Raw genomic sequence first — 23475 nt, forward strand, 5'->3', positions numbered from 1 at the left:
AACGAATGGAAAGGAATCTCGGAAGGCTGTGCCAATTGTAACAAGCAGCAGCTCACTCAGGCCGGCGGCACGGCCGCGCGCAGCGTGACGCAGCGCAGGCCGGCTTGTTCGATGGCGGTGAGCAGGCCCGGCAGCACCGTGGTGCAGTGCGCGTTGCCGGCGGCATCGGTGCCGGGATTGCCGTCGTGCAGCAGCAGGATGTCGCGCCCGGCGAGCTTGCCGGTGAGGCGCTGTGCCACGCGTGCCGCGTGGTCGCCGCAACGGGTATCGAAGCCGCGCCGGGTCCAGGCGGCAAGCTGAAGCCCGAGCCGGCACAGCACCGGCTCAAGGAAGGGATTGCGCAGCCCCGCGGGCGCGCGGAAGAAGCGCGGCGCCTGGCCGGTGAGGTCGGTCAGCACCTGCTGCGCGGCACCGATGTCGCGCAGTATGCGTCCGGGACCGAAGACGGAGAAGTGCAGCCGGTGGTACATGCTGTGGTTTTCCACGGCGTGGCCGCGGCGGACGATTTCGCGCACTAGTTCCGGATGCGCCGCGGCGCGCGCGCCGACGCAGAAGAAGGTCGCGCGCGCGCCATGCTGGTCCAGCATGTCGAGCACGCGCGGCGTCAACGCCGGGTTGGGGCCGTCGTCGAACGTCAGTGCCACACAGTCACTGGCCGAGGGCGGCAGGCGCAGCAGGTTGGGGCCAAGCCACCGGCTGCGCGGCCACAGGCCGGCGGCGCACATTGCCGCATGGGCGGCGCCAACGCCGGCCAGCGCCATGCCCATGGCTTCAGGGTACGCCAGGATCGCGCCGGCGGCACCCAGGTGCACGGCGGCGGTGCCATAAAGCAGCGGGGTGGGGCGCCAGGGGCGGCTGTTGGAGGTGCCGCGCAAGGCAACGCGCGGTGCGGGATACGAATTCATATTGCACTCCCGGCTATGTCCGGCGCCGCGGGGCGCGCCAGGATCGCCGAAAACCACAGGGCCAGCACGGCACCTGGACCTACCGTCAGGCCGAAGGCCTTGAGCAGCGGCAGGCTCGACAGCGCCAGCAGGCCGAAGGCGGCCACCGTGGTCAGGTTGGCCAGCAGCAGCGACACCAGTGTATGCGGTGAAGCGCCCGCCACCTGGCTGCCCGCCGCGGGGCCGTTGAAGAATAGCGCGTAATTGGAACCCACGGCCATCAGCAGCAGCAGGCCCACCAGGTGCAGCAGCGTCAGCGGCTGGCCGAGCGCTGCCAGCCCGCCCAGCACCACCAGCGCCGCCGCGGCCAGTGGCAACACCGTGGCCACGACGCGCCGTGCCGAGCGCAACGCCACGGCCAGCAGCACGATGATCGCCAGCAGGCCGGCCAGCGACAGCAGCAAGGCCTCGCGTAGGTAGCCGGTGTAGAGGCGGTCGGATTCGCCCTTGAGGTCGACGAACAGCGTGTCAGCGACGCCGGCCCGCGCGACCGCGGCCCGCACTGCGCTGGTGTCGACGCCGTCGGCCGCGCCGGTGCTTTGCGGGGTGTGGGCCGGTGCACGCAGCGGCAGCGTGGCGCTCCAGCGCCCGTCGCGCCGCGCCAGCAACGCGTCGACAGCCAGCGCCATCGATGTGCCGCGCAAGTCCTCGCGCCGCAGCAGCGCCCCGGTGCGCGCCGCCTCGGCCTGCGCCAGGAACGGCGCGAACAGGGACGCGCGCACCGGCTGCGTGGCGATGGCGGCGCGCAGGCGCTGCGCCAGCTCGTCGGGCGGCGGCAGGCTGGCCTGGCGCTCGCGCTGGGTCGCCGCGCTGGGCAGGTAGCGCGCCGGGCTCTCGTAGCCGCCGATGAAATTCTGCGCCACCAGCGGGTCCAGTTCACGTGCCACGCGCTCCGCGCCCTGCAGCACGGACTCCTGGTCCGGCCCGGACAGCACCACCAGGTAGCGCACGTCGGGTGCGCCAAGGTCCTCGCGCAAGCGGGTGTCGAGGGCCTGGTCGCTGGCCGACACCGGGCTCAGCGCCTGCAGCTCGCGGCCCCACAGCGTGCCGCGGTGCATGGCCAGCACCGTGCCGGCTGCCACCACCAGCACGAGCACCAGCCAGCGCACCCGGTGCGCGCGCGCCGCCAGCCACTGCAGCCGGCGGCCCAGCGGCGCCACGTCGCGCAGGTGCAGCGTGGCCGGCACCAGCTGCGGCAGCACGAAGCGCGTCACCAGCGCCGCGGTCGTCAGCCCGGCAATCGAATACAGCCCCAGCTGCGCCAGCCCCGGAAAGCCCGACAGCAGCAGCGAGGCAAAGCCGCAGACCGAGGTCAGCACGCCCAGGCGCACCGTTGGCCAGAAGCCGCGCAGCCAGGCGCGCTCGTCGCGCCGGCCGTCGCGCGTGTACTGCGCGGACTGTACGAACAGGTAGATCGAATAGTCGACCGCCTCGCCGATCAGCGTGGTGCCGAAGCCCAGCGTCAGGCCGTGCACCGAGCCGCCGAAGCCCAGGCTGACCGCGGCAATGCCCGCCAGCGCGCCGCTCAGTACCGGCACCAGCCCCAGCACCAGCAGCGGCACCGAGCGGTAGACCAGCAGCAGCAGCGTGACGATGATAGCCACGCCGATGGTCGACAGGCGCTCCACATCATGGCGGATGGTGTCGCGTGCATTGACGGAAAACACGCCCGGCCCGGTCATCACCAGCTGGTACTGGCCAGCCGTCGCGGCCTTGGCAAACGCCTCGCGCACGGCCCCGATGGCTTGTGCCTGCGCATCCGTGTCAGACCCCGCGGCGGCGGTCTGGGCCAGCAGCACCGCGCGCTTGCCGTCGCGCGACGCCCAGGCGCCGGCGTGCATGGGCACGCGCTGCCCGGCATCCAGCTGTGCCAGCATCGCGGCCACTTCGCCGGTGGGATCGCTCGGCAGCAGCGACTTGGTGAAGAGCCCGGCGGACGAAGCCAGCAGCTCGAACGATTCATTTAGCGCCTGCGCCAGGCCGCGTTCACTGAAGCGCTCCGGCGTGACCGCGGGGCTGAGCAGGTAGCGGTGCGCAAACACGTATTGGCGGTCTGCGGCCTGGTTGACCGGCTCGCCGTTCTGGATCGCCGTGAAGCGCGGGTCGCCGCGCAACTGTGCCGCCATGGCACGCGATACCGCGGCGCGGCCATCGGCATCGCCGCCTTCGATCCCGACCAGGACCAGGCGCGATACCAGTCCGTCGCGCAGCTGGTTCACCAGCAACTGCTGCTCGGCGCTGGGCAGCCGCGGCAGGAAGGCCGAGAGGTCGGCCGTGAAGGTGGTGCGGCTGATGACGGCCGCGCAGGCGAGCATGGCGAAGATCCACAGTGCCAGCGCGATCCGGCGCGTCGCTGGGCGCATCGTTGCGGGCGGCGCTGCGCTCATGGGCGGCCGGCAGGTCGGATCTTCATCACCGAGCGGTCGCCGTCGGCCTGCCGGATCTCGACGCGGTCGAGCACATCCTGGCTGCCGTCGATGCGCACTTGGCTGATCACAGCGGCCATGCGCGAGTCCGCCGGTGTCAGCGTCAGCGTCCAGCGGCTGGCGCGGCCTTCCAGGCCGAGCTTGTAGTAGCGCTCCAGCGTCTGGCGGTTGCCTGCCAGCGTGCCGCGGATGCTTTCGATAAAGGCGGCCAGCTCGGGGTAGTTCTGCAGCGGCATGGTGTAGCGCTTGCCGTCGCGCTCGACCGTCAGCATGTCGCCGTCGAGCACCATGTTCTCGGCCTTGGGCGCCAGTGTGCGCTTCTCCAGGTGGTCGGGCGCCGTGAACAGCAGTTCGCCGGTCGACTGCACCGGCTTGTCGACTATCGCCAGGTACTTGGTCTCGGTGAACAGCACGCGCCCCGACTTGCGTTGCGCCAGGGTGGACATCAGCTGGTCGACGCCAAACGTGGCGGCGCCGGACGGTGCGGCCAGCGCAAGCATGGCGCCGGCCAGCAGCATTGACAGCAGGAAGCGGAAAGGGCGTCTGGAAAGGGACATCAGGGGCTGCTCACGGCTCGCGGGTCATGGCTCGTTGCCCGGCGGCGGCTGTTCAGACAGCGGCGGGCCGGCGTGCCAGAAATCGTAGAAGTTGAACCAGTTGTATGGGGCGCTGCGGCAGAACTGCTCCAGCAGGCGCACGTATTCCGCCAGCGCGGTCTGCACGGCTGCCTCGCGCTGGCCGCGCGCGGTGTCGGTGAAGTCCGCCAGCGGCACGAAGTGCACATCGTAGCGGTTGCCGCCGCGGTACAGGCCGGTGATGAAGAACACCGGCCGGCGCAGCATCGCCGCCATGCGCAGCGGGCCGGTCGGAAGGCCCGTGGGCGTGCCGAGGAAGCTGCACTGCTGCACCGGGTCGGTGGCGCGCTGCGACAGCGTGCGGTCGGCCAGCATGCCGATCATGTAGCCGCGGTCCAGGTAGTCGCGCACCCGCAGCATGGTGTCGAAGCGACCCAGCGCGATCACGTCCTGGCGCATCGCCGGGTTGATCGACTGCAGCACGTCGTTGAGCTTGTGCGCATTCTCCTCGTACATGGTGATCGCGACTTCCATCTCCGGGTGCCGCCGCCCGAGCGCGCGCACCACCTCGAAGCTGCCCAGGTGCGCACCCAGCAGGATTGCGCCACGGCCGCGCGCCATCGCGGCTTCCAGCTGCGCCTCTCCGTGCAGGCGGATATCGAACAGGTCGAAGCGGCCGTTGAGCAGGTAGATGCGGTCATGGATGGTCGAGGCGAAGGTGAACACATGCCGGTAGCCATCGACCCAGTTGGCCTCGCGCCCGAGGGCGCGGTCCATGTAGGCGCGCGAGGCATGGCGTGCCGCCGGTGCGAACAGCATGAAGTACGCCGCAATCCCCCGCAGCACCACGCGCCCGACGGGGCGGCCGAGTGCCAGCGAGATCCACGTCATGACGCGCAGCAGCGTGATGCTGCCGCGCTCCTCGCGGTGCGACCATTCGGATTCCAGCGGCGGCTGCCGCTTCCACAGCCAGCTCAGCATGCCGATGCCCCCGCTTGCGGCGCGGCGCCACGCACTTGCAGCGTGCCGCTGGCGACATCGCGTCCGGCGCTGCGCAGCGTGAAGCGGATACTCTCGCTGCCATCGGCCGCTGCGTCGGCCTGGTGAAGGATCTCCACGCGCTCGCCCGGGGTCACCGGGCTCAGGAACTTGATGGCGCCGGCCTGGGTGACGGCAAGGCGGCGGCCCAGCGCCGCGCCGAGTGCCAGCACCGCGTGGTCCAGCAGCACCACCCCCGGCACGATCGGATGGCCGGGAAAGTGGCCGGCGATGGCCGGGTGATCGGCGTCGATGACAAAGCCGGGCCTTGCCACGCTCTCGCCGTGGTGTGCCGCGGCAAGCCTTGCGACCAGCGCCGCCAGGGCTTCGCGCGGCAGCTTGCCGGAGGCATTGCGCGGCAGGCTGTCGGCAAAGAGCAGCGGGCGTGGCAGGAAGGCCGGGTCGATGCGCGCGCGCAGCGCCTGCTGGAGCTGCGCCGGGGCGACGCCTGGCGCCACCGCCACCGCCACCAGCCGCACCACGTGGCCATGCGTGTCGCCTTCGTGCGCATCATCGGGCATGAAGAACGCGCCGTCGCGCACGCCGTCAATGGCCGTGAGCTGGTGGTTCAGGTAAGCCAGCGAGGTGCGCTTGCCGGCGATATTCAGCATGTCGGCCTTGCGGCCATGGAGCAGGAAGTGGCCGGCATCCAGCGGTGCGATGGCGTCGCCCAGCGACACCGGCTGTTCGATATGGCCGCCTTCGGCCCAGGTCTCGGTGTCGCCGCCGTCGCCCTGGCGTGCCTCCAGCCGCACGCCAGGCACCAGTGTCCAGGCATCGGTCTGCGCGGTGCGGCGCGTGGCGACCTGGCCGGTCTCGGTGCTGCCGTAGATCTCGCACAGCGGAGCGCCGAACAGGGTCTCGGTCTCGCCCGCCAGCTGGCGGCCAAGCGGGGCGGTCGCGCACAGCACCAGGTCTGCCGGCGGCATCGCCATGCCCGCCTGCACCAGCGTGCGCAGGTGCACGGGCGAGCTGACCAGCGCACGCGGCGCCGGCACCGAGGCGAGGGCATCGCGCACGTCGGCCGGATAGAAGGCCGGGGCCGCCACCAGTGCCGCGCGGCCCTGCAGCACCAGCATGACCGTGGCTTCCAGCCCGAACATATGCTGTGGCGGCACCGTGCCCACCACGGTCCAGGCACGCCCATCCAGCAGGCCTAGCCGCTGTGCCGCGGCATGCGCGCACCGGGCCATCGCGCCCCAGGTCTTGCGGTGCGGCACCGGCGTGCCGGTCGAGCCTGACGTGAACACGTACGCCATGACCTGGGTCGCGGCAATCTGCGGGATCTCGGTCGGCCCGTCCGTGGCGGCGCCGCGCAGGCCGTCGTGATAGCGGAACGCCGGCATGGCGCACGCCGCGTCAGGCTGGTCATGCAGGCAGAAGGCGTCCGGGGCAAAGTCGGCCAGCTGGCGCACCATCTCCGGCGTATGGGACGGCGGCAGCAGGGTGGCCTTGCCCGCCAGCAGCGCGGCGCACAGGCCGACGGCGAAGCTGTAGCGGTCGGTGCAGGCGTTGAATACGTGCCCGCCTGCCGGCAGCGCGGTGGCCAGGCTGGACGCATCGGCCAGGAACTGGCGCACGCTGACAGGCCGCCCGTGCGCCCAGGCGATGATGTCTTCGGGCGAGGCATGCGCGACGATGGGGAGCGTGGTCATGGGGCGGAGCCTGTGCCTGTTGCCAGTGTAGGGGCCGGGGTGCGGCGCGTCAGCGCGGCAAACCGGGCCGGCCCGCACGGGCAGCCATGACTGCGCGATAGCCATGCACCGCGTCCAGCAGGCCGCCGTGGGCCATGCCCGGGAAAGCGATGCGGCGGCACACGGCCTCGCCCACGAACATCAGCGCGATCAGCAGCGGCGTGGCCAGATTGGCGAAGCTGGACCAGGTTGCCACCGGCGCCAGCACGAACAGCAGCGTCGATATACCCACCATCGCGGCAAAGAACAGCGTCCAGGCCTGGGTCACGCGCAGCGTGTAGCGCAGGTGCGCGGGGGGCAGTTGGCCATGGATTGCCGTCGCGATCTGCGTGCACAGTGGCGTGTGGCCGGGGCGCAGGCTCAGCGCGAACATCACGCCCAGCGCGGCGTTGATGCCGGCGTGCTGCAGGAAATAGGTCCAGCCGAAATGCGTGGCCAGCGGCAAGCGCCAGATCCACAAGGCGGCGCAGGCTGCCAGCAAGCCAGCCAGCGCAGGGAGGCGCCACCCGGCGCGGCGGCAGGCAAGGAAGCCGATTAGCAGGAACGGCGCCGCCCCGAGCCACAAGGCGGCGATTTCGGCACCCGGCTGGTGTGCTGCACGGTGCAGGGCGGATTCGTAGGCGACAAAGGCGGCTACCGCGGCAATCCAGCCATGGCGCTGGCCTGGCGGCACGGCATCCTGCCGCAAAGGCATGGCCGGCGCGGCGGGCGTGGAGGGGCGGTCGAATTGCTGGCTCGATGGCATCTGCGAGGGTATATTGTGTGTAGCGTAAGTCGCTTGGCGCAAAGCGTTGCCGGAAATGACGCTGCATGGTGCGCGAAGCGAACGCTTTATACCCCAAAAGACCGGCCCGACGTGATGATGATTCCCAAAAGGGCCGCCTTTGTTGTTACTAAACTTCTCTCAACTGGCTGGGATTTGCCCCTTTTGATAGCATCGGTTGCCCTGCCGTGCGGACTGGACAACCTTGCCCGGACCCATGCCGCAGCGGCATTCCAGCCACCTAGCGACATGACCGAACTCGAAACCGAACTTGCCCGCCTGATCATCGACGAACTCGACATTGTCGAGTTGCGGCTGGAGGACATCCATGCCACCACGCCGCTCTATGGCGAAGGCTTCGGGCTGGATTCCATCGATATCCTTGAGATCGCACTGCTGGTGTCGCGCAAGTACGGGGTCGAACTGCGTTCGGACAACCCCGACAACAAGACCATCTTTGCCTCGCTGGGCAGCCTGGCCACCTACCTGGCGGAACACCGCACGCGCTAGCCCCGGCTCGCCGCACCCACCCTTTCGCCCTTTCCCAAAGCCAGGACCGGAGCACGACATGCCGCAGCAAGCCATGCCCGGGCCCGCACTGGTGACCGGCGGCAGCGTCTGCCCCATGGGTGGCACCGAGCCGTCCGCCACGCACCTGGTGCTGATCCCCAGCTATAACCCCGGCGTGCGCCTGCATGAAGTGCTGCGCGCGGCGCGCGCCGCCTGGACGCCGGTCTGGGTGGTCGTGGACGGCAGCACCGATGGCAGCGACCAGTGGCTGCTGGCGCAGGCGGCCACCGATCCCGGGCTGCGCGTACTGGTGCTGCCGCGCAACCAGGGCAAGGGCACCGCAGTGCTGCACGGCATCGACGCCGCCGCCGCCGCTGGCTTTACGCATGTGCTGGTGATGGATTCGGACGGGCAGCATCCTGCACACCTGATTCCGCAGTTCATGGCGATATCGCAGCGCAACCCCGGCGCCATGGTGCTGGGCCGGCCCGTGTTCGACGCCAGCGCACCGCGCGAGCGGGTCTACTGGCGGCGCATGTCCAACTTCTGGGTGGATGTCGAGACGCTCTGGGCAGGCATCGGGGATTCCCTGTACGGTTTTCGCGTCTACCCGGTCGCGCCGCTGCGCGCGGTCATGCGCGAGAGCCGCTGGATGCGGCGCTTCGACTTTGATCCGGAAGTAGCGGTGCGCCTGTGCTGGCGCGGCGTGCGCCCCATCAACGCCGATGCGCCGGTGCGCTACTTCGGCCAGCGCGAGGGTGGGGTATCGCATTTCCGCTATCTGCGCGACAACCTGTTGCTGACCGGCATGCATCTGCGGCTGCTGGCCGGCTTCGTGCTGCGGCTGCCGGTACTGGTGTGGCAGCGGCTGCGGCGGGCGACCGGCGGTGCGTCGTGCCGGCCGAAAGCCTGAACGGCATCCCGCAAAACAAGCAGAAAGGCCGCACGAAGCGGCCTTTCTGCTTGTTGGGCTCAGGGGCCAGGGTTTGCTTACTTGCCCAGTTCGTGACCAATCACGCCGCCCACCACGGCGCCGCCGATGGTCCCGGCGGTGCTGCCGTGAGTCAGCTCGTGTCCGGCCACGCCGCCGGCCACCGCGCCCGTCGCCGTACAGCCGGCCAGCGCCATGCTGGCACTTACCAGGAGCGCGCTTGCGAGTTTCCACATGATGGTCTCCTGCATCGTTGCCGGGCCAGTTGCAGGCAACCGGCCCCATGTGTCCAGCTTAGGCCCGTGCCGGGCAGGGGCCTCTCCGAGACACGCCGATTGCGCTGTAGGAATCGGACGACGGCAGGTGGCGCAGGGGTGGCGTCAGGCGTCCCCGGCGTGCTGGCGCAGGCGCTTGATCAGCGAAGAGGTGTCTGCGCGGCCGCAACCCATCTGCTGCAGGTCGGCATAGAACTGGTCGACCAGCGCCGTCACCGGCAGGCCGGCGCCGTTGCGGCGCGCCTCGTCCAGGCACAGGCCCAGGTCCTTGCGCATCCAGTCGACCGCGAAGCCGAAGTCGAATTTGTTGTCGATCATGGTGGGGCCGCGGTTCTCGAGCTGCCATGAGCCGGCCGCGCCCTTGCTGATGACGTCCAGCACCAGGCGCATGTCCAGCCCGGCGCGCTCGCCAAAGGCGATGGCCTCGGACAGGCCCTGGATCAGCCCGGCGATGCTGATCTGGTTGACCATCTTGGCCAGTTGCCCGGCGCCGGATTCGCCGATGCGCGTGACGGCGCGTGCGTAGGCGGCAATGACCGGTTCGGCGCGCGCATAGGCGTCGGCATCGCCGCCGCACATGATGGTCAGGATGCCTTTCTCCGCGCCGACTTCGCCGCCGGAGACCGGGCCGTCGACAAAGTGCAGGCCGTGCTCGCGCGCGGCGGCGTAGAGTTCGCGCGCCACGTTGGCGCTGGCGGTGGTGTGGTCCACGAAGATGCAGCCGCTGGGCGCGCTGAAGAAGGCGCCGTCATGCCCGGCCAGCACCGCGCGCAGGTCGTCGTCATTGCCCACGCAGGAGCAGACTACCTGCGCATCGCGCACGGCCTGTGCCGGCGTGGGCGCTGATTTGCCGCCGAACTTTTCGACCCATGCCTGCGCCTTGGCGGCGGTGCGGTTGTACACGGTGACCTCGTGCCCCTTGGTGGCGAGGTGGCCGGCCATGTGGAAACCCATGACGCCCAGTCCGAGAAATGCGACACGCATGCTGCTGCTCCGTTGCTTGTATGTTTGGGATCGGTGAGGCGCGGCCCCGTTTGCGTGATGCCACGCCGGGATCCTGCACCGGCGGGGCGGCTAGGCCGCCTCCGGCTCCAGAGTATACGAGGGCGCCGGGGCTGGGGACAGATACAGAGCCTGGCACGATGTTGCGCTACAGGCTGCTGCTTCGGGCACATATAGTCATGGCATCGTTAAAATCAAAATACCTATGACATGAGTATTTGAAGAATACCCATGCTGTCGCTAAAATAGAAATACCTATCATATTGGTATTCCATCCAACGCGATGAAGCAAATTGTCTCTACTCCATGGCAGCTTGGCCAGATCCTGCAGGCAGCGCGCAAGGCGGCCGGCCTGAACCAGACCGAGGCTGCCGCGCGGCTGAATATCAGCCAGAGCCGAATGTCGCACATGGAACTGAACCCCGACAGCATCAGCGTCGACCAACTGCTGGCGCTGGTCGGCGCGCTCGGCCTGGAGTTGGTGGTCCAGGACCGGGCCACGGGAGCCGCCGAGGTGTCCGAGGTGGCGTGGTAATCATGGCGGCACGCAGGTCACGTACGCCGGCGCTGTCGGTCTGGGCCAACGGGCAGCGCGTGGGCACCTGGCGCCAGCCGTCCGGTACCGGGATGGAACTGGAATACGACGAGGACTGGATCCGCTCTGAAGCCGGGCGGCCCCTGTCTCTGTCGCTCGGGTATGGCCTGGGCAACCGGCGCGTGGTGCGTGGCGATGCCGTGCGCAACTACTTCGACAACCTGTTGCCGGACAGCGAGGCCATCCGGCGCCGGTTGGCGCTGCGCTTCCAGACCGGCTCGGTAGAAGCCTTCGAGTTGCTCGCCGCCATCGGCCGCGATTGCGTGGGCGCGGTGCAGATCCTGGGCGAAAACGAAGCGCCTGCGGGCATCGACCGGATCGAAGGCGAACCGCTATCGGACGAGCAGATCGAGCGCTGGCTGGAGGATATCGTCGCCACGCCCGCGCTTGGGCGGCATGAGCACGACGACGACTTCCGCATCTCCATCGCCGGCGCGCAGGAGAAGACTGCGCTGCTGCGCCATGACGGCCAATGGCTGCGGCCGCATGGCGCCACCCCGACCACACATATTTTCAAGCTGCCACTGGGCCTGGTGGGCAACCGCAGGGCCGACCTGAGCACGTCGGTGGAAAACGAATGGCTGTGCCTGAAGATCCTTGCCGCCTATGGCTTGCCGGTGGCCGATTGCGAGATGCTGACGTTCGGCCGCCGCAAGGTGCTGAGCGTCACGCGTTTCGATCGCCAGCCTCATCCGTCAGGCAATTGGCTGCTGCGGCTGCTGCAGGAAGATTTCTGCCAGGTGTTCGGCCTCAGCCCGCTGCAGAAATACGAGGCCGATGGCGGACCCGGCATGATCGAGATCGCCACGGTGCTGCGCAACTCAGTGGCCCGGGCCGATGATCTGCAGACGCTACTGGCCGCGCAGCTGCTGTTTTGGCTGCTGGCCGCACCGGACGGGCACGCCAAGAACTTCAGCATCCGCCTGCTGGCCGGCGGGCGTTACCGCATGACGCCGCTGTACGACGTGATGTCGATCTGGCCGGTGGTGGGCCAGGGCGCCAACCAGTTCTCCTGGCACAAGGCCAAGCTGGCCATGGCGGTCGCCGGCCGCAGCCGGCACTACGGTCTGCGCGATATCCAGCGCCGCCATTTCAATGCGATGGCACCGCGCTGTTTTCTGGGTGCCGATGCCGAGGCGCTGATCGGGCGCATCATCGCGCGGACCCCGGCGGTGCTCGCCGAGGTCGGCGCAGCACTGCCCGCGGGTTTTCCGCAGAAGGTGGCGGACACGATCCTGGAGGGTTTGCGAACATCGGTGCAGCGGCTGGGAGAGATGCCGGCGCAGGTGGAGGGGTGAGCCCCGGGGAGCCTTTGCCGCCGGAGCTGTCCGCCGCGCACATCACCACAAGGTAAGAACCCGCCTACGCCAGCTTCCGCCCTTGTCCTATCCCTTGCGCATCGCGTGCTGCCTACATTGAAGCCAGGTTGCACCACCGCAAGGAGCCGACTCATGTCATTCGCGCTATACATTATCGGCCTGCTGGTCCTGGTTGGCGGCATTGCCTGGGGCATGGAAACGGCTGGCCTCGCGCCCGTCTATATCGGTATTGCCTGCCTGATCGTGCTTGGCATCGGCATCATGGCGGCGGTTTCGCGTACCCGTACCAAGGACCCTTCTTGAGGGCTGCGTGCCCGGTGCCGTGCCGGGCCCACTTTCCGTGACGCCGCGCAGCGGCGGGCGCACGAGGTTGGCTTGGAACCAGGCCAGCGTTGCCTGCGCGCCATGGCCAGCCAGCATCGCCACTAGTTCACCGGGCCTCCGTGTCCGCCGTGTCTTGCACGGGCGGACTCGCCAGCTGCGCGCGCACCGCCGCCGCCAGTTCGGCAGCCGCCGGCGACAGGCTGCGGTTGCGCGAAGTCACCAGCCCGATCGAGCGCTCGGTCACCGGCGCGGTCAGCAGGCGCTCGACAATGCCGGGCTGGCGCACGGTGCCGGCCGCGATCTCGGGCAGCGCGGCCACGCCGAAGCCGCATTCGACCATGGCCGCGATAGTGGCCAGGCGCTCTGCCTCGAACACCGGCTGGAAGCGGATGCGGTTCTGCAGGAAGGCCCATTCCGCGTACTGGCGCACGCTGCTCGGGTGCGTCATCGACACGTGCGGCGCGCTGGCGGTATCGGCCCAGCGCAGCGGCCCGGGGCTGCGCGCCAGTGGGTGAGCCGACGGAATCAGCAGCACGAAGCGGTCCGACAGCAGGGGCTCATATTGCAGGTCCGCCTGTTGCGGGTCGGCGGCGGTCAGCGCGAAATCCACGTCGCCGGCGCGCACCAGGTCGAACGCCGGGCCGGAGAGGGTATCGAACACCTTCAGCGCCACCTCCGGGCGCGCCTGGTGGTAGGCCATCAGCACGCGCGGCAGCATGCGCGCCGCCAGCGAGGGCAGCGCCGCCACCGCCACCTGGCCGCGCTCGGCGCTGGCAATGCCGGTCACGGCGTCGATGGCGCCGCGGAACGCCGCCTGCAGCAGCGCGGCCTGCTGCATGAAGACCTGGCCGGCCGCGGTCAGGCGCACGGTGCGGGTGGTGCGGTCGAACAGGCGCACGCCGACGGATTCCTCGATGCGCAGGATCTGCGTGGACAGGGCGGATTGCGACAGGTGCAGCTGGCTGGCGGCCTGGCGGAAGTTGAGCGTGCGGCCAAGCAACAGCATGGTTTCGATGTCGCGCATCGACAGGTTGATTTTCATGGGCGGTAGCGGGTCGGCGGTGTCTGGTGCCGGCCGGGTCACGCTATTGATCTGATTTCTGGATCATTTTATCCAGAAATTCGACTTCTTCAATCAAAGCAAGTTCTCTACACTGCCTGGATTCCTGGGAGAACCTATGTCGAACCCGACCGCTCCGGTCATCCTGAGCCGCCCTGGCGCCGCGCACGCGGTGGTGGTGGGCGGCGGCACCATGGGCGCCGATGTTGCCGTGGTGCTGACCCGCGCGCTGTGCCGCACCACCGTGGTCGAGCCTGATGCCGGCCGCGCCGGTGCCCTGCCCGGGCGCGTGCGAAGCAACCTGGCCGCGATCGGCCGTGAACAAGGCGCGGAGCGCCTGGCGGTGGCCGCGGCGCTGGATGATGTGGACTGGTCCACCGTGGACCTGGTGATCGAATGCATCCCGGAACGGCTGGACCTGAAGCAGGCGCTCTTTGCCGAGCTGGTGCGGCGCGCGCGGCCCGATACGGTGCTGGCCAGCAACAGCTCCAGCTTCCCGATCAGCGCCATCGGCGTGGGGCTTGACTCGCGTGCGCGCATGCTCGGCCTGCACTTCTTCATGCCGGCGCACCTGGTGCCGCTGGTGGAAGTGGTGATGGGCGATGACAGCGACGAGGCCTGTGCCGATGCGCTGATCGCCTTCATGCGCCGCTGCGCGATGGTGCCGGTCAAGGTGCGCAAGGACCTGCCGGGCTTTCTTGCCAACCGGCTGCAGCATGCGCTGTCGCGCGAGGCCTTCAGCCTGATCGACCGCGGCATTGCCTCGCCCGAGGATGTCGATGCGGCGGTGCGCTTCGGCTTCGGCTTTCGCTTCCTGGCGGCCGGGCCGGTGCTGCAGCGCGACCACGCGGGCATCGACGTGCACGCGGCCGCCGGCGCCACCATGTACCCGACCTTCTGCAACGACGACCATCCGGCGCGCTGCCTGTCCGAGCGCGCCGCCGACGGCCGCCACGGCATGAAGCGCGGCGAAGGCTTCTACCACTGGACCCCTGAAACCATTGCCGCCGAGCGCGCACGCTATGACAGCCTGCTGCGCGCCGGCCTGGCGCTGATCGCGCCTGAACTGCCCGAGATCGAGCCATGACCCAGACCCCTTCCCAAGCCCCTGTCGCCGCGGCCCGCGTGCCGCTGGCCGATGCGCCGCTGATCGTCACCGTGGCGCCCAACGGCGCCTACAAGCGCGCCAGCGACCATCCGGCGGTGCCGCTGACCGCCGCGGCACTGGCCGCTGAAGCGCGCGCCTGCCTGGATGCCGGCGCGGCCATGATGCACATGCATGTGCGCGATGCCGAAGGGCGCCACTCCCTCGACGTGCAGGCCTACCGCGACGCGCTGGCCGCGGTGAAGCAGGCCGTCGGCGAAGCGTTGCTGGTGCAGGTGACGAGCGAGGCCGCGGGCGTATACAAGGCCGCGGAGCAGATGGCGATGGTGCGTGAGCTGCGGCCCGAAGCCGTCTCGGTGGGCCTGCGCGAAGTGGACGTGCCAGAGATCCCGGACAGCGAACTGGCGGCGTTCTTCGCCTGGCTGGCGCGTGAGCGCGTGATGACGCAGGTGATCCTGTATGACGTGGCCGATGTGCGGCGCTGGCAGTCGATGCGTGAGCGCGGCATGGTGCCGCCGGGCGCATGGTCGGTGCTGTACGTGCTGGGGCGCTATGCCGCCGGACAGGTGTCGTCGCCGCACGACCTGCTGCCGTTCCTGCAGGCCGCGGGCGAGTCCGGCGACGCGTTGCCTTGGGCGATCTGCGCCTTCGGCCGCGAAGAGAATGCCTGCGTGACCGCGGCCGCGGCATTTGGCGGCCATGTGCGGGTGGGATTCGAGAACAACCTGCTGCTGCGCGACGGCAGCCGCGCACCCGGCAACCATGCGCTGGTGGCGCAGGCGGTGCAGGGCGGCCTGACGCTGGGCCGGCCGATTGCCGACGCCGCCGATGCGCGCCGCATCTACGGCGAGGTGCGCTGAGGCGCTGCCTCGCCGGGTGCCGTCAGGCGCCGTCGCTGAAGCTGTCGCGCGGGCCGTTGGGGTTATGCGCGCCGTCGGTGAAGGTGCTGCGCGGACCGGTTGCGGCGTTCGCGCCGTCCGTGAACGCGCTGCGGGTTTCCATGAGGCTGCGGGCGCCGTCGGTGAACGGGCTGCGGGGGCCGGTGGCGCTGTGCGCCCCGTCGCTGAACGGATCGACGTTGCGCGGTGCAGCCTGCGCAGTGCCGACCACGGCAGCGATAAGGGCGGTGGCCACAAAGACTTGCCTGAGTGCTTGCATGAGTCGCTTCTCCGTAAGGTTGCCGGCCCGGGGTGGGCGGCGGTGAAGCAAGTCTAGGCAGCGCGTGCCCACACGAGCATGACCGGCACATGACATTGGTGTCACTCGGCAGCGCACGTGCGCGGCAAGCGCAAGGCAATTGGCCGCGTGCCCGTGAGGGAAACGCAGCAGCGCCGGCAAAGGCTGTAGAATCACGGCTATCCGACCGGCCTGCGGTTCTATCGCCGGTTTTTCATTGCCCGCGGAAATGCAGCGGGCCTCTCACGAGAGTCATGTCCGAGTCTGATTCAGCCAAACTCGCTGCGGTGGCGTGGATCCGCGAGCAAATGGACCGTCATGCCCTGACGTTCGACGATCTTGTCGCCGCCGGGTGCTTTGATCATGTTGCCATCGACGCCGGGCATGAGCCGGCGCCTGAGGCCGCGCCAGCCGTGGCCCCGCTTGTCCCGCAGGCCGCCCCCCAGGCTGCCGCTGCACGCCCGCTGTACCGCAATGCGCTCGGCCAGAGCTGGGACGGGCAGGGCGAGTATCCAGACTGGCTGCAACGGGCCGTGAACGCCGGGCAGTCGATCGAATTCTTCCGAGTCGGATAAAAAGCGCAGGCGCGACAATTCGCCGCGCATTGCCGGTGCCGACGGAATTCCGCAAAACAGAAAAGAAGCGATGCGGGCGCTGTGCCCGCTATGACGCGCTCAGCAGCGTGCGGGCAGCAGGCGTTCCAGCGGCAGGATGTCGGTGAATGCACCCGGCGTGGCCATTGGCGCCGCGTGCGCCCAATGCACCAGCACCTCCGCAGGCAGTTCGCGCAGCACTCCGGACGCGGCCGATGGCCGCGTCTCCAGCGGCGTGGCGCCCTGGTCGGTCGCCTGCGGCGCATCGGCATCGTGCAGCTGCAGCGGATGGCCGCTGCCGGAAGGCTCGGCCATCACCTGGACCGCGCTGCCGCGGCAAGTGCCCGGGCCGGTGCCGTCCAGTGCCGCTTCCGCCTCCATTTTTGCGGCCGCGTGCCGTTCCGGCAGCGACAGCCCGGCAGCCTGTCCCGCGCTGCACACCGTGGCCACTGCCGCCGCGGCACCGGAGACGGACAGCGCAAGCATGGCGAGGGACAGCAGCAGGTAATTCGGCAGGCGTTTCATCGGCAGGGGGCGGCGGGCAGGATGGGGGCAACGGTGGCGCAAACCGGCAGGACGCCGGTAGTGATCGCGCATTTTACCGGGGTTTCCGCCTGCATTTCCCTGGCATGGCGATGACATTTCTGAAATCTTTGCCCATTGGCGGTCATCCTCGGCTAGCGTTACGCCATGGCGGCGCTGGTGCCGCCCGGAAAGTGATCGAACCATGCGTATCCTGATTGTCGAGGACGAACCCAAGGCGGGTGACTACCTGCACAAGGGCCTGACCGAATCCGGCTTCGTGGTGGACCTGGCACGCGACGGCGCGGACGGCCTGGCCCATGCGCGCGAGCATCCCTATGACCTGATCGTGCTGGACGTGATGCTGCCCGGCCTGGATGGCTGGCAGGTGCTGCGCGAACTGCGCCGCGAGCGCGATACCCCGGTACTGTTCCTGACCGCGCGCGACGAACTGTCGGACCGCCTCAAGGGGCTGGAGCTCGGCGCCGACGACTATATGGTCAAGCCCTTTGCCTTTGCCGAACTGGTGCTGCGCATCCGCACCATCCTGCGGCGCGGCCCGCTGCGCGAGAGTGAGTTCATCGAAGTGGCCGACCTGCAGATCGACGCCATCCGCCGCCGTGTGGTGCGCGCCGGCCAGAAGATCGACCTGACCTCCAAGGAGTTTGCGCTGCTGTACCTGCTGGCGCGCCGGCGCGGTGAGGTGCTGTCGCGTTCGCTGATCGCCTCGCAGGTGTGGGACGTCAATTTCGACAGCAATACCAATGTGGTCGACGTCTCGATCCGGCGCCTGCGCGCCAAGGTCGACGATCCCTTCCCGCACAAGCTGATCCACACGCGGCGCGGCATGGGCTACGTGCTGGACGACAGCGAGGACCGGGGCCAGGACGCATGATGCGGCTGACGTCTTCGCTCACCACGCGGCTGGCGCTGGCGTACGGGCTGGCCACGGCAGTGATTCTTGCCAGCGTGGCGGCCTACCTGTCCGGGGCGCTGTCGGCGCAGCTGGAGGGGCGTGACGAGAGCGAGCTGGTCGGCGAAGTGCTGCTGGTGCGCCACCTGCTGCGCGAGGTGCGCAGCGAGGCCGAGATCCGCGCCGATACCCACCGCTTTGCCGATATCGCGATGGGCCATGAGGGGCTGATCCTGGTGGTGCGCTCACGCCAGGGCGAGCCGCTTGTCACGCTCAACCCGCGCAATGAATCCGTGCCGGCGCTGCGCGTGCTGCCCGCCACCACGCAGCCAGAGAAGAGCATGTTGCAGACCTGGTACCCCAAGAATGGCGTGCCCTCGCGCGGCATTGCGGCGTTGGGCCAGCTGGGGGATTCCGACAAGGCCGTGGAGATCGTGGTGCTGCGCGATGCCGGCTATCGAGTGGCGCTGATCCGCGAATACCGCCACCAGGTGCTGTGGGCCACGCTGTGCGGCGCTGCCGTGGCGGCGGGGCTGGGCTTCGTGCTGGCGCGGCGCGGGCTGCGGCCGCTGCGGCGCATGGCTGCCGATGCCGCCGCGGTCACCACCAGCCGCCTTGCCACGCGGCTTGACGTGGGCAGCGCACCGGCCGAGTTGCGCGAGCTGGCGGCGGCCCTCAATGACATGCTGGCGCGGCTGCAGGACAGCTTCTCGCGGCTGTCCGAATTCTCGGCGGACCTGGCGCATGATTTCCGCACGCCGATCAGCAACCTGATCGGCCAGACCCAGGTCACGCTGGCGCAGAGTCGCGGCGTGTCCGAGTATGAGGCGCTGCTCGAATCCAACCTGGAAGAGTACGAGCGCCTGGCGCGCATGATCGAGAACATGCTGTTCCTGGCGCGCGCCGACCATGCGCAGGTGGCGCTGGGCATCCGCACGCTGGACGCGCGCGAGGAACTGGACAAGATGGCCGAGTACTTCGAGGCCGTGGCCGCCGACCGCGAGGTCGCGCTGGGGGTGAACGGTACGGCAATGGTGCAGGCCGACCAGACGCTGCTGCGCCGCGCGGTCACCAACCTGCTCGACAATGCGCTGCGCCATGCGCCGGCCGGCAGCACCGTGCAGCTCGACGTGGAGCGCGCCCCGGCGCCGGGCGGCGGCACGACCTGCATCCGCGTGACCAATGCCGGGCCGGCGATCCCGCCCGAGACGCTGCCGCATATCTTCGGGCGCTTCTACCGGGCCGATCCGTCGCGCCGCAACTCGGCGGCGTCGACCGGGCTGGGGCTGGCCATCGTCGACACCATCATGCGGCTGCATGGCGGCAGCGTGACGGTGCGCAGCCTGGAAGGCGAAACGATGTTCTCGCTGCAATTTCCTGCCGAGGCATTGGCCACTGCCGTGCCGCCTGCCCCGGTCCCCGCCGCGGTTTCCTGAGTCCGGCCGGGCGCTTGCACCTAGCCGGCACGCGCGCATAATGGCGCGCGGGCGAACAGCCAATGCCATGCAGCCCGATCGACCATTCACAAGGAGAGCGACATGCAGGTGCAACCCTATCTGGATTTTGGCGGCCGTTTCGATGAGGCCGTGGCCTTCTACGGCAAGGTGCTGGGCGCGCAGGTCACGTTCGCGATGCGCTACAAGGACGCCCCGCCGAGCCCCGGCATGGAGGTTCCCGATGACTGGAAGGACAAGGTGATGCACGCCAATATCCAGTTCGGCGAAAACCAGGTGATGGCGTCCGACGGCCGGCGCGGCGAGCGCCCGGCGTTCAGTGGCTTCAGTCTGTCGGTGGGCGCGGTCAGCAAGGACGAGGGCCAGCGCATCTTCGACGGCCTGAGCGAAGGCGGCCAGGTGGTGGTGCCGTACCAGAAGACCTTCTGGGCCGAAGGCTTCGGCATGCTGGTGGACCGCTTCGGCATGTCCTGGATGGTCAACTGCGAGCACTGACCCGCCGCTGCGGCATGGCGCCGCGGTCGCTGCCATGCCGCTTGACTCTGTAGTCGCTACAGGGTCTTCAATGTCATCAGGTTAAACCAGCGGGAACAACAAGATATGGCTCGCACGTCACCTGAGGACGCACTTCCTCAAGATCACGCTGCCCACGCGCACGATGGCGCCGCCCACCGGCATGGCGGGCATGATCACGACCATCACCATCACCATCACCACCACGACCATGATCATCATGGGCATGGCCATGCGGAGGCCCGGCAAGCACCGGCGGCTTCCGCCTGCTGTGGCGGCGGCTGCTCGGCCACGGTTGCGCTGACGCCCGCGGCATCGGTCGACATTCCCGCCGGCGCGCAGACCGCTGCATGGCGCATTGACGCGATGGACTGCCCGACCGAGGAAACGCTGATCCGCAGCAAGCTGGGCGGCATGGCGGGCGTGGCGGCGCTGGAGTTCAACCTGATCCAGCGGGTGCTGACGGTGCATCACACCTTGCCGTCGCCGGAGCCGGTGGCTAGGGCGATCGAGAGCCTGGGCATGCAGCCGGTGCCGCTGAGCACCGAGGCCGCGCAGCAAGTCTTGCCGCAATCCACGACAAGCAAGCCCTGGTGGCCGCTGGCGCTGGCCGGCGTGGCCGCTTTGGGTGCCGAAGCGGCGGAGTGGCTGGGTCTGGGCTTGCCGTGGCTGCCCGCCGCGCTGGCACTGGCGGCAGTGGCGCTGGGCGGGCTGACCACCTACCGCAAGGGCTGGATCGCGTTGCGCAATGGCAACCTGAACATCAATGCCCTGATGAGCATTGCCGTCACCGGCGCACTGCTGCTGCGCCAGTGGCCGGAAGCGGCCATGGTGATGGTGCTGTTCGCGCTGGCCGAGCGCATCGAGGCGGCCTCGCTGGACCGGGCGCGCAACGCGATCCGCGGCTTGATGGCGATGGCGCCGGAACAGGCCACGGTGCGTCGCGCCGATGGCAGCTGGGACACCGTGCCCGCCGCCGGCGTTGCCGTGGGGGCGCTGGTGCGGCTGCGGCCGGGCGAGCGCGTCGCGCTTGACGGCAAGGTCGTGCGCGGCCAGTCGGCGCTGGACCAGGCGCCCATCACCGGCGAAAGCGTGCCGGTCGACAAGGCCGAGGGCGATGTGCTGTTCGCCGGCTCGATCAACCAGTCCGGCGAGCTGGAGTACACCGTGACGGCGCCCGCCAGCGATTCCACGCTGGCCCGCATCATCCACGCGGTGGAGGCCGCGCAGGGCAGCCGTGCGCCCACGCAGCGCTTTGTCGACCAGTTCGCGCGCATCTACACGCCCACGGTGTTCGCGATTGCGCTGGCGGTCGCGGTGGTGCCGCCGCTGGCCATGGGCGGTGCCTGGGTCGACTGGATCTACAAGGCGCTGGTGCTGCTGGTGATCGCCTGCCCCTGCGCGCTGGTGATCTCCACGCCGGTGACCATCGTCAGCGGGCTGGCCGCGGCCGCGCGCCGCGGCATCCTGGTCAAAGGCGGGGTGTACCTGGAGCAGGGCCGGCACCTGGCCTGGGTGGCGCTGGACAAGACCGGCACGATCACGCACGGCAAGCCCGCGCAGACCGACCACGCGCTGCTGGCCGAGGACGCGCCGCATGCCCGCGCCATTGCTGCCAGCCTGGCGGCGCGCTCGGACCATCCGGTTTCGCGCGCGGTGGCCACGGCGGCCACGGCCGACGGGATCGGCACGCTGCCGGTGGACGACTTCGAGGCGCTGGCGGGGCGCGGCACGCGCGGCAAGGTGCAGGGCGTGGCGTACTGCTTGGGCAACCACCGCCTGGTGCATGAGATGGGCGCCTGCTCGCCGGCGCTGGAGGCGCGGCTCGAAGCGCTGGAGCGCGAGGGCAAGACCGTGGTGCTGCTGGCGCGCGTCGACGGCAACGGCGCCGCCACGGCGCTGGCGCTGTTCGCGGTGGCGGATACCGTGCGCGACACCAGCCGGCAGGCGATTGCCGAGCTGCATGAACTGGGCGTCAGGACACTGATGCTGTCGGGCGACAATCCGCACACGGCGCAAGCCATTGCCGCGCAGGTCGGCATCGATGAAGCGCGCGGCAACCAGTTGCCGCAGGACAAGGCCGACGGCATCGCGGCGCTTGCCGGCGCCGCCCACGCGCGCGGCGGCCGCATCGGCATGGTGGGCGACGGCATCAACGACGCACCGGCGCTGGCGCGTGCCGATATCGGCTTCGCCATGGGCGCAGCCGGCACCGACACCGCTATCGAGACGGCCGACGTGGCGCTGATGGACGATGACCTGCGCAAGATCCCGGCCTTTGTGCGCCTGTCGCGCCGCACCGCAAGCATCCTCACGCAGAACATCACGCTGGCGCTCGGCATCAAGGCCGTGTTCCTGGTGCTGACGGTGCTGGGGATGGGGACGATGTGGATGGCGGTGTTCGCCGATATGGGCGCGAGCCTGCTGGTGGTGTTCAACGGGCTGCGGGTGGGGGCGGAGCGGCGCGGCTAGCTGTTGCCGGCAGACGTCCTCCCGCTGGCGGTTTGCTCCCCTCTCCCGCTTGCGGGAGAGGGGCAGGGGGCGAGGGCAGGCGCAGGCAATACCACAGGTTTTAACTTCGTGGATACGCCCGGCCCTCACCCCAACCCTCTCCCGCAAGCGGGAGAGGGAGCAGACAATCGGTAGTCGGGACGATGTGTCAGCTCACCTGCGGCTGCACAATCAACTCGCCACTGCGCCCCGGAATCTCTCCCCAAGTTACCGGCAACTCCGGCAGCCTCTGCCGGTCCAGCCCGCGATACCACGTCGCCATCGACACCAGCTCGTGCCCCTGCGCACGCCATCCCGCCAGCAGCCGCTCGAACACCGGCGCCAGCTTGCCGCCTTCCAGCTCGGTATGCAGCGTGAAGACATGGTCGCGCGTGCCTTCGGTCAGCTTCAGCAGCGCGGTGTGGACGTTATCTTCGGTCAGGTCGTCGGTGCCGATCAGTTCATCCAGCGTCGGCAGCGTGGTCGGCATCTGCACGTGCCGGCAGGGCACGCCGTCGATGGTCGGGATATAGGGCGCGGTGCCGCGTCCGTCGGACGCATAGGCCATGCCCCAGTCATCGATCTGACGGAACGCATCCTCATTCATCTGCCAGCCTGCCGCGCCGTGCGTGGCCGGTGCTTCGCCGAAGATCTCGCGGTAGCGCGCGAACGCCTGCTGCATCTGCCGGCGCGTCCAGACAGCATCGCGCTCGCGCACGTTGTCCTGCCAGTAGACGTGGTCCCAGGTGTGGATGCCGCACTCATGGCCGGCCGCGCGCGCCGCGCGCATCTCGGCGGCGCCCTTGCGGCCGATGTCCGGCCCCGGCAGCAGCACGCCGTACATCAGCGTGCGCAGGCCATAGTTGGACACCACCGAGGTGCGCGACACCTTCGTCAGGAAGCCGGGCCGGAATACGCGCCGCAGCGCCCAGCCGGTATGGTCGGGACCGAGGCTGAACAGGAAGGTGGCCTGCGCCTGCGCAGCCGCCAGCATCGACAGCAGCTTCGGCACGCCTTCGCGCGTGCCGCGCAGCGTGTCGACGTCGACCTTCAGGGCAATGCGTGCCATCTGCGTTGCGCGCTCAGTTGGCCGAATCGACCAGCGTGCGGGCCTCGACCACCTTGCCGCGATACGCCTCGAAGATGCGGCGCAGCGCCGCTTCCATGCTGATCCCAGGCTTCCAGCCCAGTTCTTCGATGGTGTTGTCGATCTTCGGCACGCGGTGCTGCACGTCCTGGTAGCCCTTGCCATA

25 protein-coding genes and 1 pseudogene are annotated in these 23475 nt (G+C 69.3%); 12 read left to right on the forward strand and 14 right to left on the reverse strand.

Annotated features, from left to right (window positions below; translation table 11 throughout):
• Positions 1 to 56: 56 nt before the first annotated feature.
• The 6 genes from AC3WL8_RS08295 to AC3WL8_RS08320 are packed head-to-tail and all read right to left on the reverse strand — an operon-like array spanning position 57 to position 7371.
• On the reverse strand, positions 57 to 905 hold the full coding sequence (locus tag AC3WL8_RS08295) for a polysaccharide deacetylase family protein (RefSeq protein ID WP_013953303.1): 849 nt from the start codon (positions 903 to 905) through the stop codon (positions 57 to 59).
• The gene (locus tag AC3WL8_RS08300; protein ID WP_211982197.1) at positions 902 to 3307 is read right to left on the reverse strand and encodes an MMPL family transporter; all 2406 of its coding nucleotides are present in this window, start codon (positions 3305 to 3307) and stop codon (positions 902 to 904) included. Before AC3WL8_RS08300 ends, AC3WL8_RS08295 begins: the two co-directional genes overlap by 4 nt.
• 20 nt (positions 3308 to 3327) lie before the next feature.
• Positions 3328 to 3927: a LolA-related protein gene (locus AC3WL8_RS08305; protein WP_211981690.1), complete on the reverse strand. Its 600-nt coding sequence runs from the start codon at positions 3925 to 3927 to the stop codon at positions 3328 to 3330.
• 24 nt (positions 3928 to 3951) lie between these two features.
• Positions 3952 to 4926 carry a lysophospholipid acyltransferase family protein gene (locus tag AC3WL8_RS08310; RefSeq protein WP_013953300.1) on the reverse strand — a complete coding sequence of 325 codons (975 nt, stop codon included), beginning with the start codon at positions 4924 to 4926 and terminating at the stop codon, positions 3952 to 3954.
• Entirely contained in the window at positions 4920 to 6638 is a 1719-nt protein-coding gene (locus AC3WL8_RS08315; protein ID WP_492378134.1) for an ApeI family dehydratase, read from the reverse strand. Before AC3WL8_RS08315 ends, AC3WL8_RS08310 begins: the two co-directional genes overlap by 7 nt.
• Before the next feature lie 49 nt (positions 6639 to 6687).
• Positions 6688 to 7371 (reverse strand): COG4648 family protein, encoded by a 684-nt coding sequence (locus AC3WL8_RS08320; RefSeq protein WP_211981685.1) that lies wholly within the window; start codon positions 7369 to 7371, stop codon positions 6688 to 6690.
• Positions 7372 to 7689: 318 nt separating this feature from the next.
• On the opposite strand from AC3WL8_RS08320, the gene AC3WL8_RS08325 reads away from it, so the two are divergent.
• Positions 7690 to 7950 (forward strand): phosphopantetheine-binding protein, encoded by a 261-nt coding sequence (locus AC3WL8_RS08325; RefSeq protein WP_211981683.1) that lies wholly within the window; start codon positions 7690 to 7692, stop codon positions 7948 to 7950.
• A 58-nt stretch (positions 7951 to 8008) separates the two neighbouring features.
• Positions 8009 to 8863, forward strand: a complete 855-nt coding sequence (locus AC3WL8_RS08330) for a glycosyltransferase family 2 protein (RefSeq protein WP_211981676.1) — start codon at positions 8009 to 8011, stop codon at positions 8861 to 8863.
• Positions 8864 to 8940: 77 nt separating this feature from the next.
• Here the strand turns inward: AC3WL8_RS08330 and AC3WL8_RS08335 are convergent, their stop codons facing one another.
• Together AC3WL8_RS08335 and AC3WL8_RS08340 are read right to left on the reverse strand one after the other, a co-directional pair.
• Entirely contained in the window at positions 8941 to 9117 is a 177-nt protein-coding gene (locus AC3WL8_RS08335; RefSeq protein WP_013953295.1) for a glycine zipper 2TM domain-containing protein, read from the reverse strand.
• 144 nt (positions 9118 to 9261) lie between these two features.
• Positions 9262 to 10212 (reverse strand): NAD(P)-dependent oxidoreductase, encoded by a 951-nt coding sequence (locus AC3WL8_RS08340; RefSeq protein ID WP_256449327.1) that lies wholly within the window; start codon positions 10210 to 10212, stop codon positions 9262 to 9264.
• A 229-nt stretch (positions 10213 to 10441) separates the two neighbouring features.
• Between AC3WL8_RS08340 and AC3WL8_RS08345 the strand changes: the two genes are divergently transcribed.
• The 3 genes from AC3WL8_RS08345 (at position 10442) to AC3WL8_RS08355 (ending at position 12375) form a co-directional block, all read left to right on the forward strand.
• The gene (locus AC3WL8_RS08345; RefSeq protein WP_013953293.1) at positions 10442 to 10693 is read left to right on the forward strand and encodes a helix-turn-helix domain-containing protein; all 252 of its coding nucleotides are present in this window, start codon (positions 10442 to 10444) and stop codon (positions 10691 to 10693) included.
• 2 nt (positions 10694 to 10695) lie between these two features.
• Positions 10696 to 12051: a type II toxin-antitoxin system HipA family toxin gene (locus AC3WL8_RS08350; protein WP_492378135.1), complete on the forward strand. Its 1356-nt coding sequence runs from the start codon at positions 10696 to 10698 to the stop codon at positions 12049 to 12051.
• Between the two features lie 153 nt (positions 12052 to 12204).
• Positions 12205 to 12375, forward strand: coding sequence for a hypothetical protein (locus tag AC3WL8_RS08355; protein ID WP_013953291.1), 171 nt, complete (start codon positions 12205 to 12207; stop codon positions 12373 to 12375).
• A gap of 127 nt (positions 12376 to 12502) precedes the next feature.
• Here AC3WL8_RS08355 and AC3WL8_RS08360 read toward each other — a convergent pair whose 3' ends face one another.
• Entirely contained in the window at positions 12503 to 13438 is a 936-nt protein-coding gene (locus AC3WL8_RS08360) for a LysR family transcriptional regulator (RefSeq protein ID WP_492378136.1), read from the reverse strand.
• A gap of 136 nt (positions 13439 to 13574) precedes the next feature.
• Here AC3WL8_RS08360 and AC3WL8_RS08365 point away from each other — a divergent pair, with 136 nt between their 5' ends.
• Positions 13575 to 14543, forward strand: coding sequence for a 3-hydroxyacyl-CoA dehydrogenase family protein (locus AC3WL8_RS08365; protein WP_492378137.1), 969 nt, complete (start codon positions 13575 to 13577; stop codon positions 14541 to 14543).
• Positions 14540 to 15421, forward strand: coding sequence for a beta-keto acid cleavage family enzyme (locus tag AC3WL8_RS08370; protein ID WP_211981672.1), 882 nt, complete (start codon positions 14540 to 14542; stop codon positions 15419 to 15421). Before AC3WL8_RS08365 ends, AC3WL8_RS08370 begins: the two co-directional genes overlap by 4 nt.
• A gap of 22 nt (positions 15422 to 15443) precedes the next feature.
• On the opposite strand, the gene AC3WL8_RS08375 is transcribed toward AC3WL8_RS08370, so the two are convergent.
• Positions 15444 to 15719 (reverse strand): hypothetical protein, encoded by a 276-nt coding sequence (locus tag AC3WL8_RS08375; RefSeq protein WP_013953287.1) that lies wholly within the window; start codon positions 15717 to 15719, stop codon positions 15444 to 15446.
• A gap of 272 nt (positions 15720 to 15991) precedes the next feature.
• Between AC3WL8_RS08375 and AC3WL8_RS08380 the strand changes: the two genes are divergently transcribed.
• On the forward strand, positions 15992 to 16312 hold the full coding sequence (locus AC3WL8_RS08380) for an H-NS family nucleoid-associated regulatory protein (protein ID WP_041228667.1): 321 nt from the start codon (positions 15992 to 15994) through the stop codon (positions 16310 to 16312).
• A 99-nt stretch (positions 16313 to 16411) separates the two neighbouring features.
• Here AC3WL8_RS08380 and AC3WL8_RS08385 read toward each other — a convergent pair whose 3' ends face one another.
• Positions 16412 to 16855, reverse strand: a complete 444-nt coding sequence (locus AC3WL8_RS08385; protein WP_492378138.1) for a hypothetical protein — start codon at positions 16853 to 16855, stop codon at positions 16412 to 16414.
• A 202-nt stretch (positions 16856 to 17057) separates the two neighbouring features.
• On the opposite strand from AC3WL8_RS08385, the gene AC3WL8_RS08390 reads away from it, so the two are divergent.
• The 3 genes from AC3WL8_RS08390 (at position 17058) to AC3WL8_RS08400 (ending at position 19714) form a co-directional block, all read left to right on the forward strand.
• Positions 17058 to 17747, forward strand: coding sequence for a heavy metal response regulator transcription factor (locus AC3WL8_RS08390; protein WP_013953285.1), 690 nt, complete (start codon positions 17058 to 17060; stop codon positions 17745 to 17747).
• Entirely contained in the window at positions 17744 to 19201 is a 1458-nt protein-coding gene (locus AC3WL8_RS08395; protein ID WP_492378139.1) for a heavy metal sensor histidine kinase, read from the forward strand. Before AC3WL8_RS08390 ends, AC3WL8_RS08395 begins: the two co-directional genes overlap by 4 nt.
• 102 nt (positions 19202 to 19303) lie before the next feature.
• Positions 19304 to 19714, forward strand: a complete 411-nt coding sequence (locus tag AC3WL8_RS08400) for a VOC family protein (RefSeq protein ID WP_013953282.1) — start codon at positions 19304 to 19306, stop codon at positions 19712 to 19714.
• Between the two features lie 117 nt (positions 19715 to 19831).
• Here the strand turns inward: AC3WL8_RS08400 and AC3WL8_RS08405 are convergent, their stop codons facing one another.
• Positions 19832 to 19954, reverse strand: a complete 123-nt coding sequence (locus tag AC3WL8_RS08405; protein WP_269148720.1) for a hypothetical protein — start codon at positions 19952 to 19954, stop codon at positions 19832 to 19834.
• A 144-nt stretch (positions 19955 to 20098) separates the two neighbouring features.
• Between AC3WL8_RS08405 and AC3WL8_RS08410 the strand changes: the two genes are divergently transcribed.
• Complete coding sequence (locus AC3WL8_RS08410) at positions 20099 to 22204, forward strand: heavy metal translocating P-type ATPase (protein ID WP_228772333.1); 2106 nt, start codon at positions 20099 to 20101, stop codon at positions 22202 to 22204.
• A 187-nt stretch (positions 22205 to 22391) separates the two neighbouring features.
• Here the strand turns inward: AC3WL8_RS08410 and AC3WL8_RS08415 are convergent, their stop codons facing one another.
• Positions 22392 to 23291, reverse strand: a complete 900-nt coding sequence (locus tag AC3WL8_RS08415; protein WP_013953280.1) for a polysaccharide deacetylase family protein — start codon at positions 23289 to 23291, stop codon at positions 22392 to 22394.
• Positions 23292 to 23304: 13 nt separating this feature from the next.
• Positions 23305 to 23475, reverse strand: a pseudogene (locus AC3WL8_RS08420) (bifunctional UDP-4-keto-pentose/UDP-xylose synthase); the annotation flags it as partial.

The organism is Cupriavidus sp. FW305-F7, assembly GCF_058782875.1.

Bases quoted from the DNA above. Each gene is read 5' to 3' on its own strand.
- AC3WL8_RS08295 (WP_013953303.1), bottom strand. From the start codon at position 905: ATGAATTCGTATCCCGCACCGCGCGTTGCCTTGCGCGGCACCTCCAAC.
- AC3WL8_RS08300 (WP_211982197.1), bottom strand. From the start codon at position 3,307: ATGCGCCCAGCGACGCGCCGGATCGCGCTGGCACTGTGGATCTTCGCC.
- AC3WL8_RS08305 (WP_211981690.1), bottom strand. From the start codon at position 3,927: ATGTCCCTTTCCAGACGCCCTTTCCGCTTCCTGCTGTCAATGCTGCTG.
- AC3WL8_RS08310 (WP_013953300.1), bottom strand. From the start codon at position 4,926: ATGCTGAGCTGGCTGTGGAAGCGGCAGCCGCCGCTGGAATCCGAATGG.
- AC3WL8_RS08315 (WP_492378134.1), bottom strand. From the start codon at position 6,638: ATGACCACGCTCCCCATCGTCGCGCATGCCTCGCCCGAAGACATCATC.
- AC3WL8_RS08320 (WP_211981685.1), bottom strand. From the start codon at position 7,371: ATGCCTTTGCGGCAGGATGCCGTGCCGCCAGGCCAGCGCCATGGCTGG.
- AC3WL8_RS08325 (WP_211981683.1), top strand. From the start codon at position 7,690: ATGACCGAACTCGAAACCGAACTTGCCCGCCTGATCATCGACGAACTC.
- AC3WL8_RS08330 (WP_211981676.1), top strand. From the start codon at position 8,009: ATGCCGCAGCAAGCCATGCCCGGGCCCGCACTGGTGACCGGCGGCAGC.
- AC3WL8_RS08335 (WP_013953295.1), bottom strand. From the start codon at position 9,117: ATGTGGAAACTCGCAAGCGCGCTCCTGGTAAGTGCCAGCATGGCGCTG.
- AC3WL8_RS08345 (WP_013953293.1), top strand. From the start codon at position 10,442: ATGAAGCAAATTGTCTCTACTCCATGGCAGCTTGGCCAGATCCTGCAG.
- AC3WL8_RS08350 (WP_492378135.1), top strand. From the start codon at position 10,696: ATGGCGGCACGCAGGTCACGTACGCCGGCGCTGTCGGTCTGGGCCAAC.
- AC3WL8_RS08355 (WP_013953291.1), top strand. From the start codon at position 12,205: ATGTCATTCGCGCTATACATTATCGGCCTGCTGGTCCTGGTTGGCGGC.
- AC3WL8_RS08360 (WP_492378136.1), bottom strand. From the start codon at position 13,438: ATGAAAATCAACCTGTCGATGCGCGACATCGAAACCATGCTGTTGCTT.
- AC3WL8_RS08365 (WP_492378137.1), top strand. From the start codon at position 13,575: ATGTCGAACCCGACCGCTCCGGTCATCCTGAGCCGCCCTGGCGCCGCG.
- AC3WL8_RS08370 (WP_211981672.1), top strand. From the start codon at position 14,540: ATGACCCAGACCCCTTCCCAAGCCCCTGTCGCCGCGGCCCGCGTGCCG.
- AC3WL8_RS08375 (WP_013953287.1), bottom strand. From the start codon at position 15,719: ATGCAAGCACTCAGGCAAGTCTTTGTGGCCACCGCCCTTATCGCTGCC.
- AC3WL8_RS08380 (WP_041228667.1), top strand. From the start codon at position 15,992: ATGTCCGAGTCTGATTCAGCCAAACTCGCTGCGGTGGCGTGGATCCGC.
- AC3WL8_RS08385 (WP_492378138.1), bottom strand. From the start codon at position 16,855: ATGAAACGCCTGCCGAATTACCTGCTGCTGTCCCTCGCCATGCTTGCG.
- AC3WL8_RS08390 (WP_013953285.1), top strand. From the start codon at position 17,058: ATGCGTATCCTGATTGTCGAGGACGAACCCAAGGCGGGTGACTACCTG.
- AC3WL8_RS08395 (WP_492378139.1), top strand. From the start codon at position 17,744: ATGATGCGGCTGACGTCTTCGCTCACCACGCGGCTGGCGCTGGCGTAC.
- AC3WL8_RS08400 (WP_013953282.1), top strand. From the start codon at position 19,304: ATGCAGGTGCAACCCTATCTGGATTTTGGCGGCCGTTTCGATGAGGCC.
- AC3WL8_RS08405 (WP_269148720.1), bottom strand. From the start codon at position 19,954: ATGATGATCATGGTCGTGGTGGTGATGGTGATGGTGATGGTCGTGATC.
- AC3WL8_RS08410 (WP_228772333.1), top strand. From the start codon at position 20,099: ATGGACTGCCCGACCGAGGAAACGCTGATCCGCAGCAAGCTGGGCGGC.
- AC3WL8_RS08415 (WP_013953280.1), bottom strand. From the start codon at position 23,291: ATGGCACGCATTGCCCTGAAGGTCGACGTCGACACGCTGCGCGGCACG.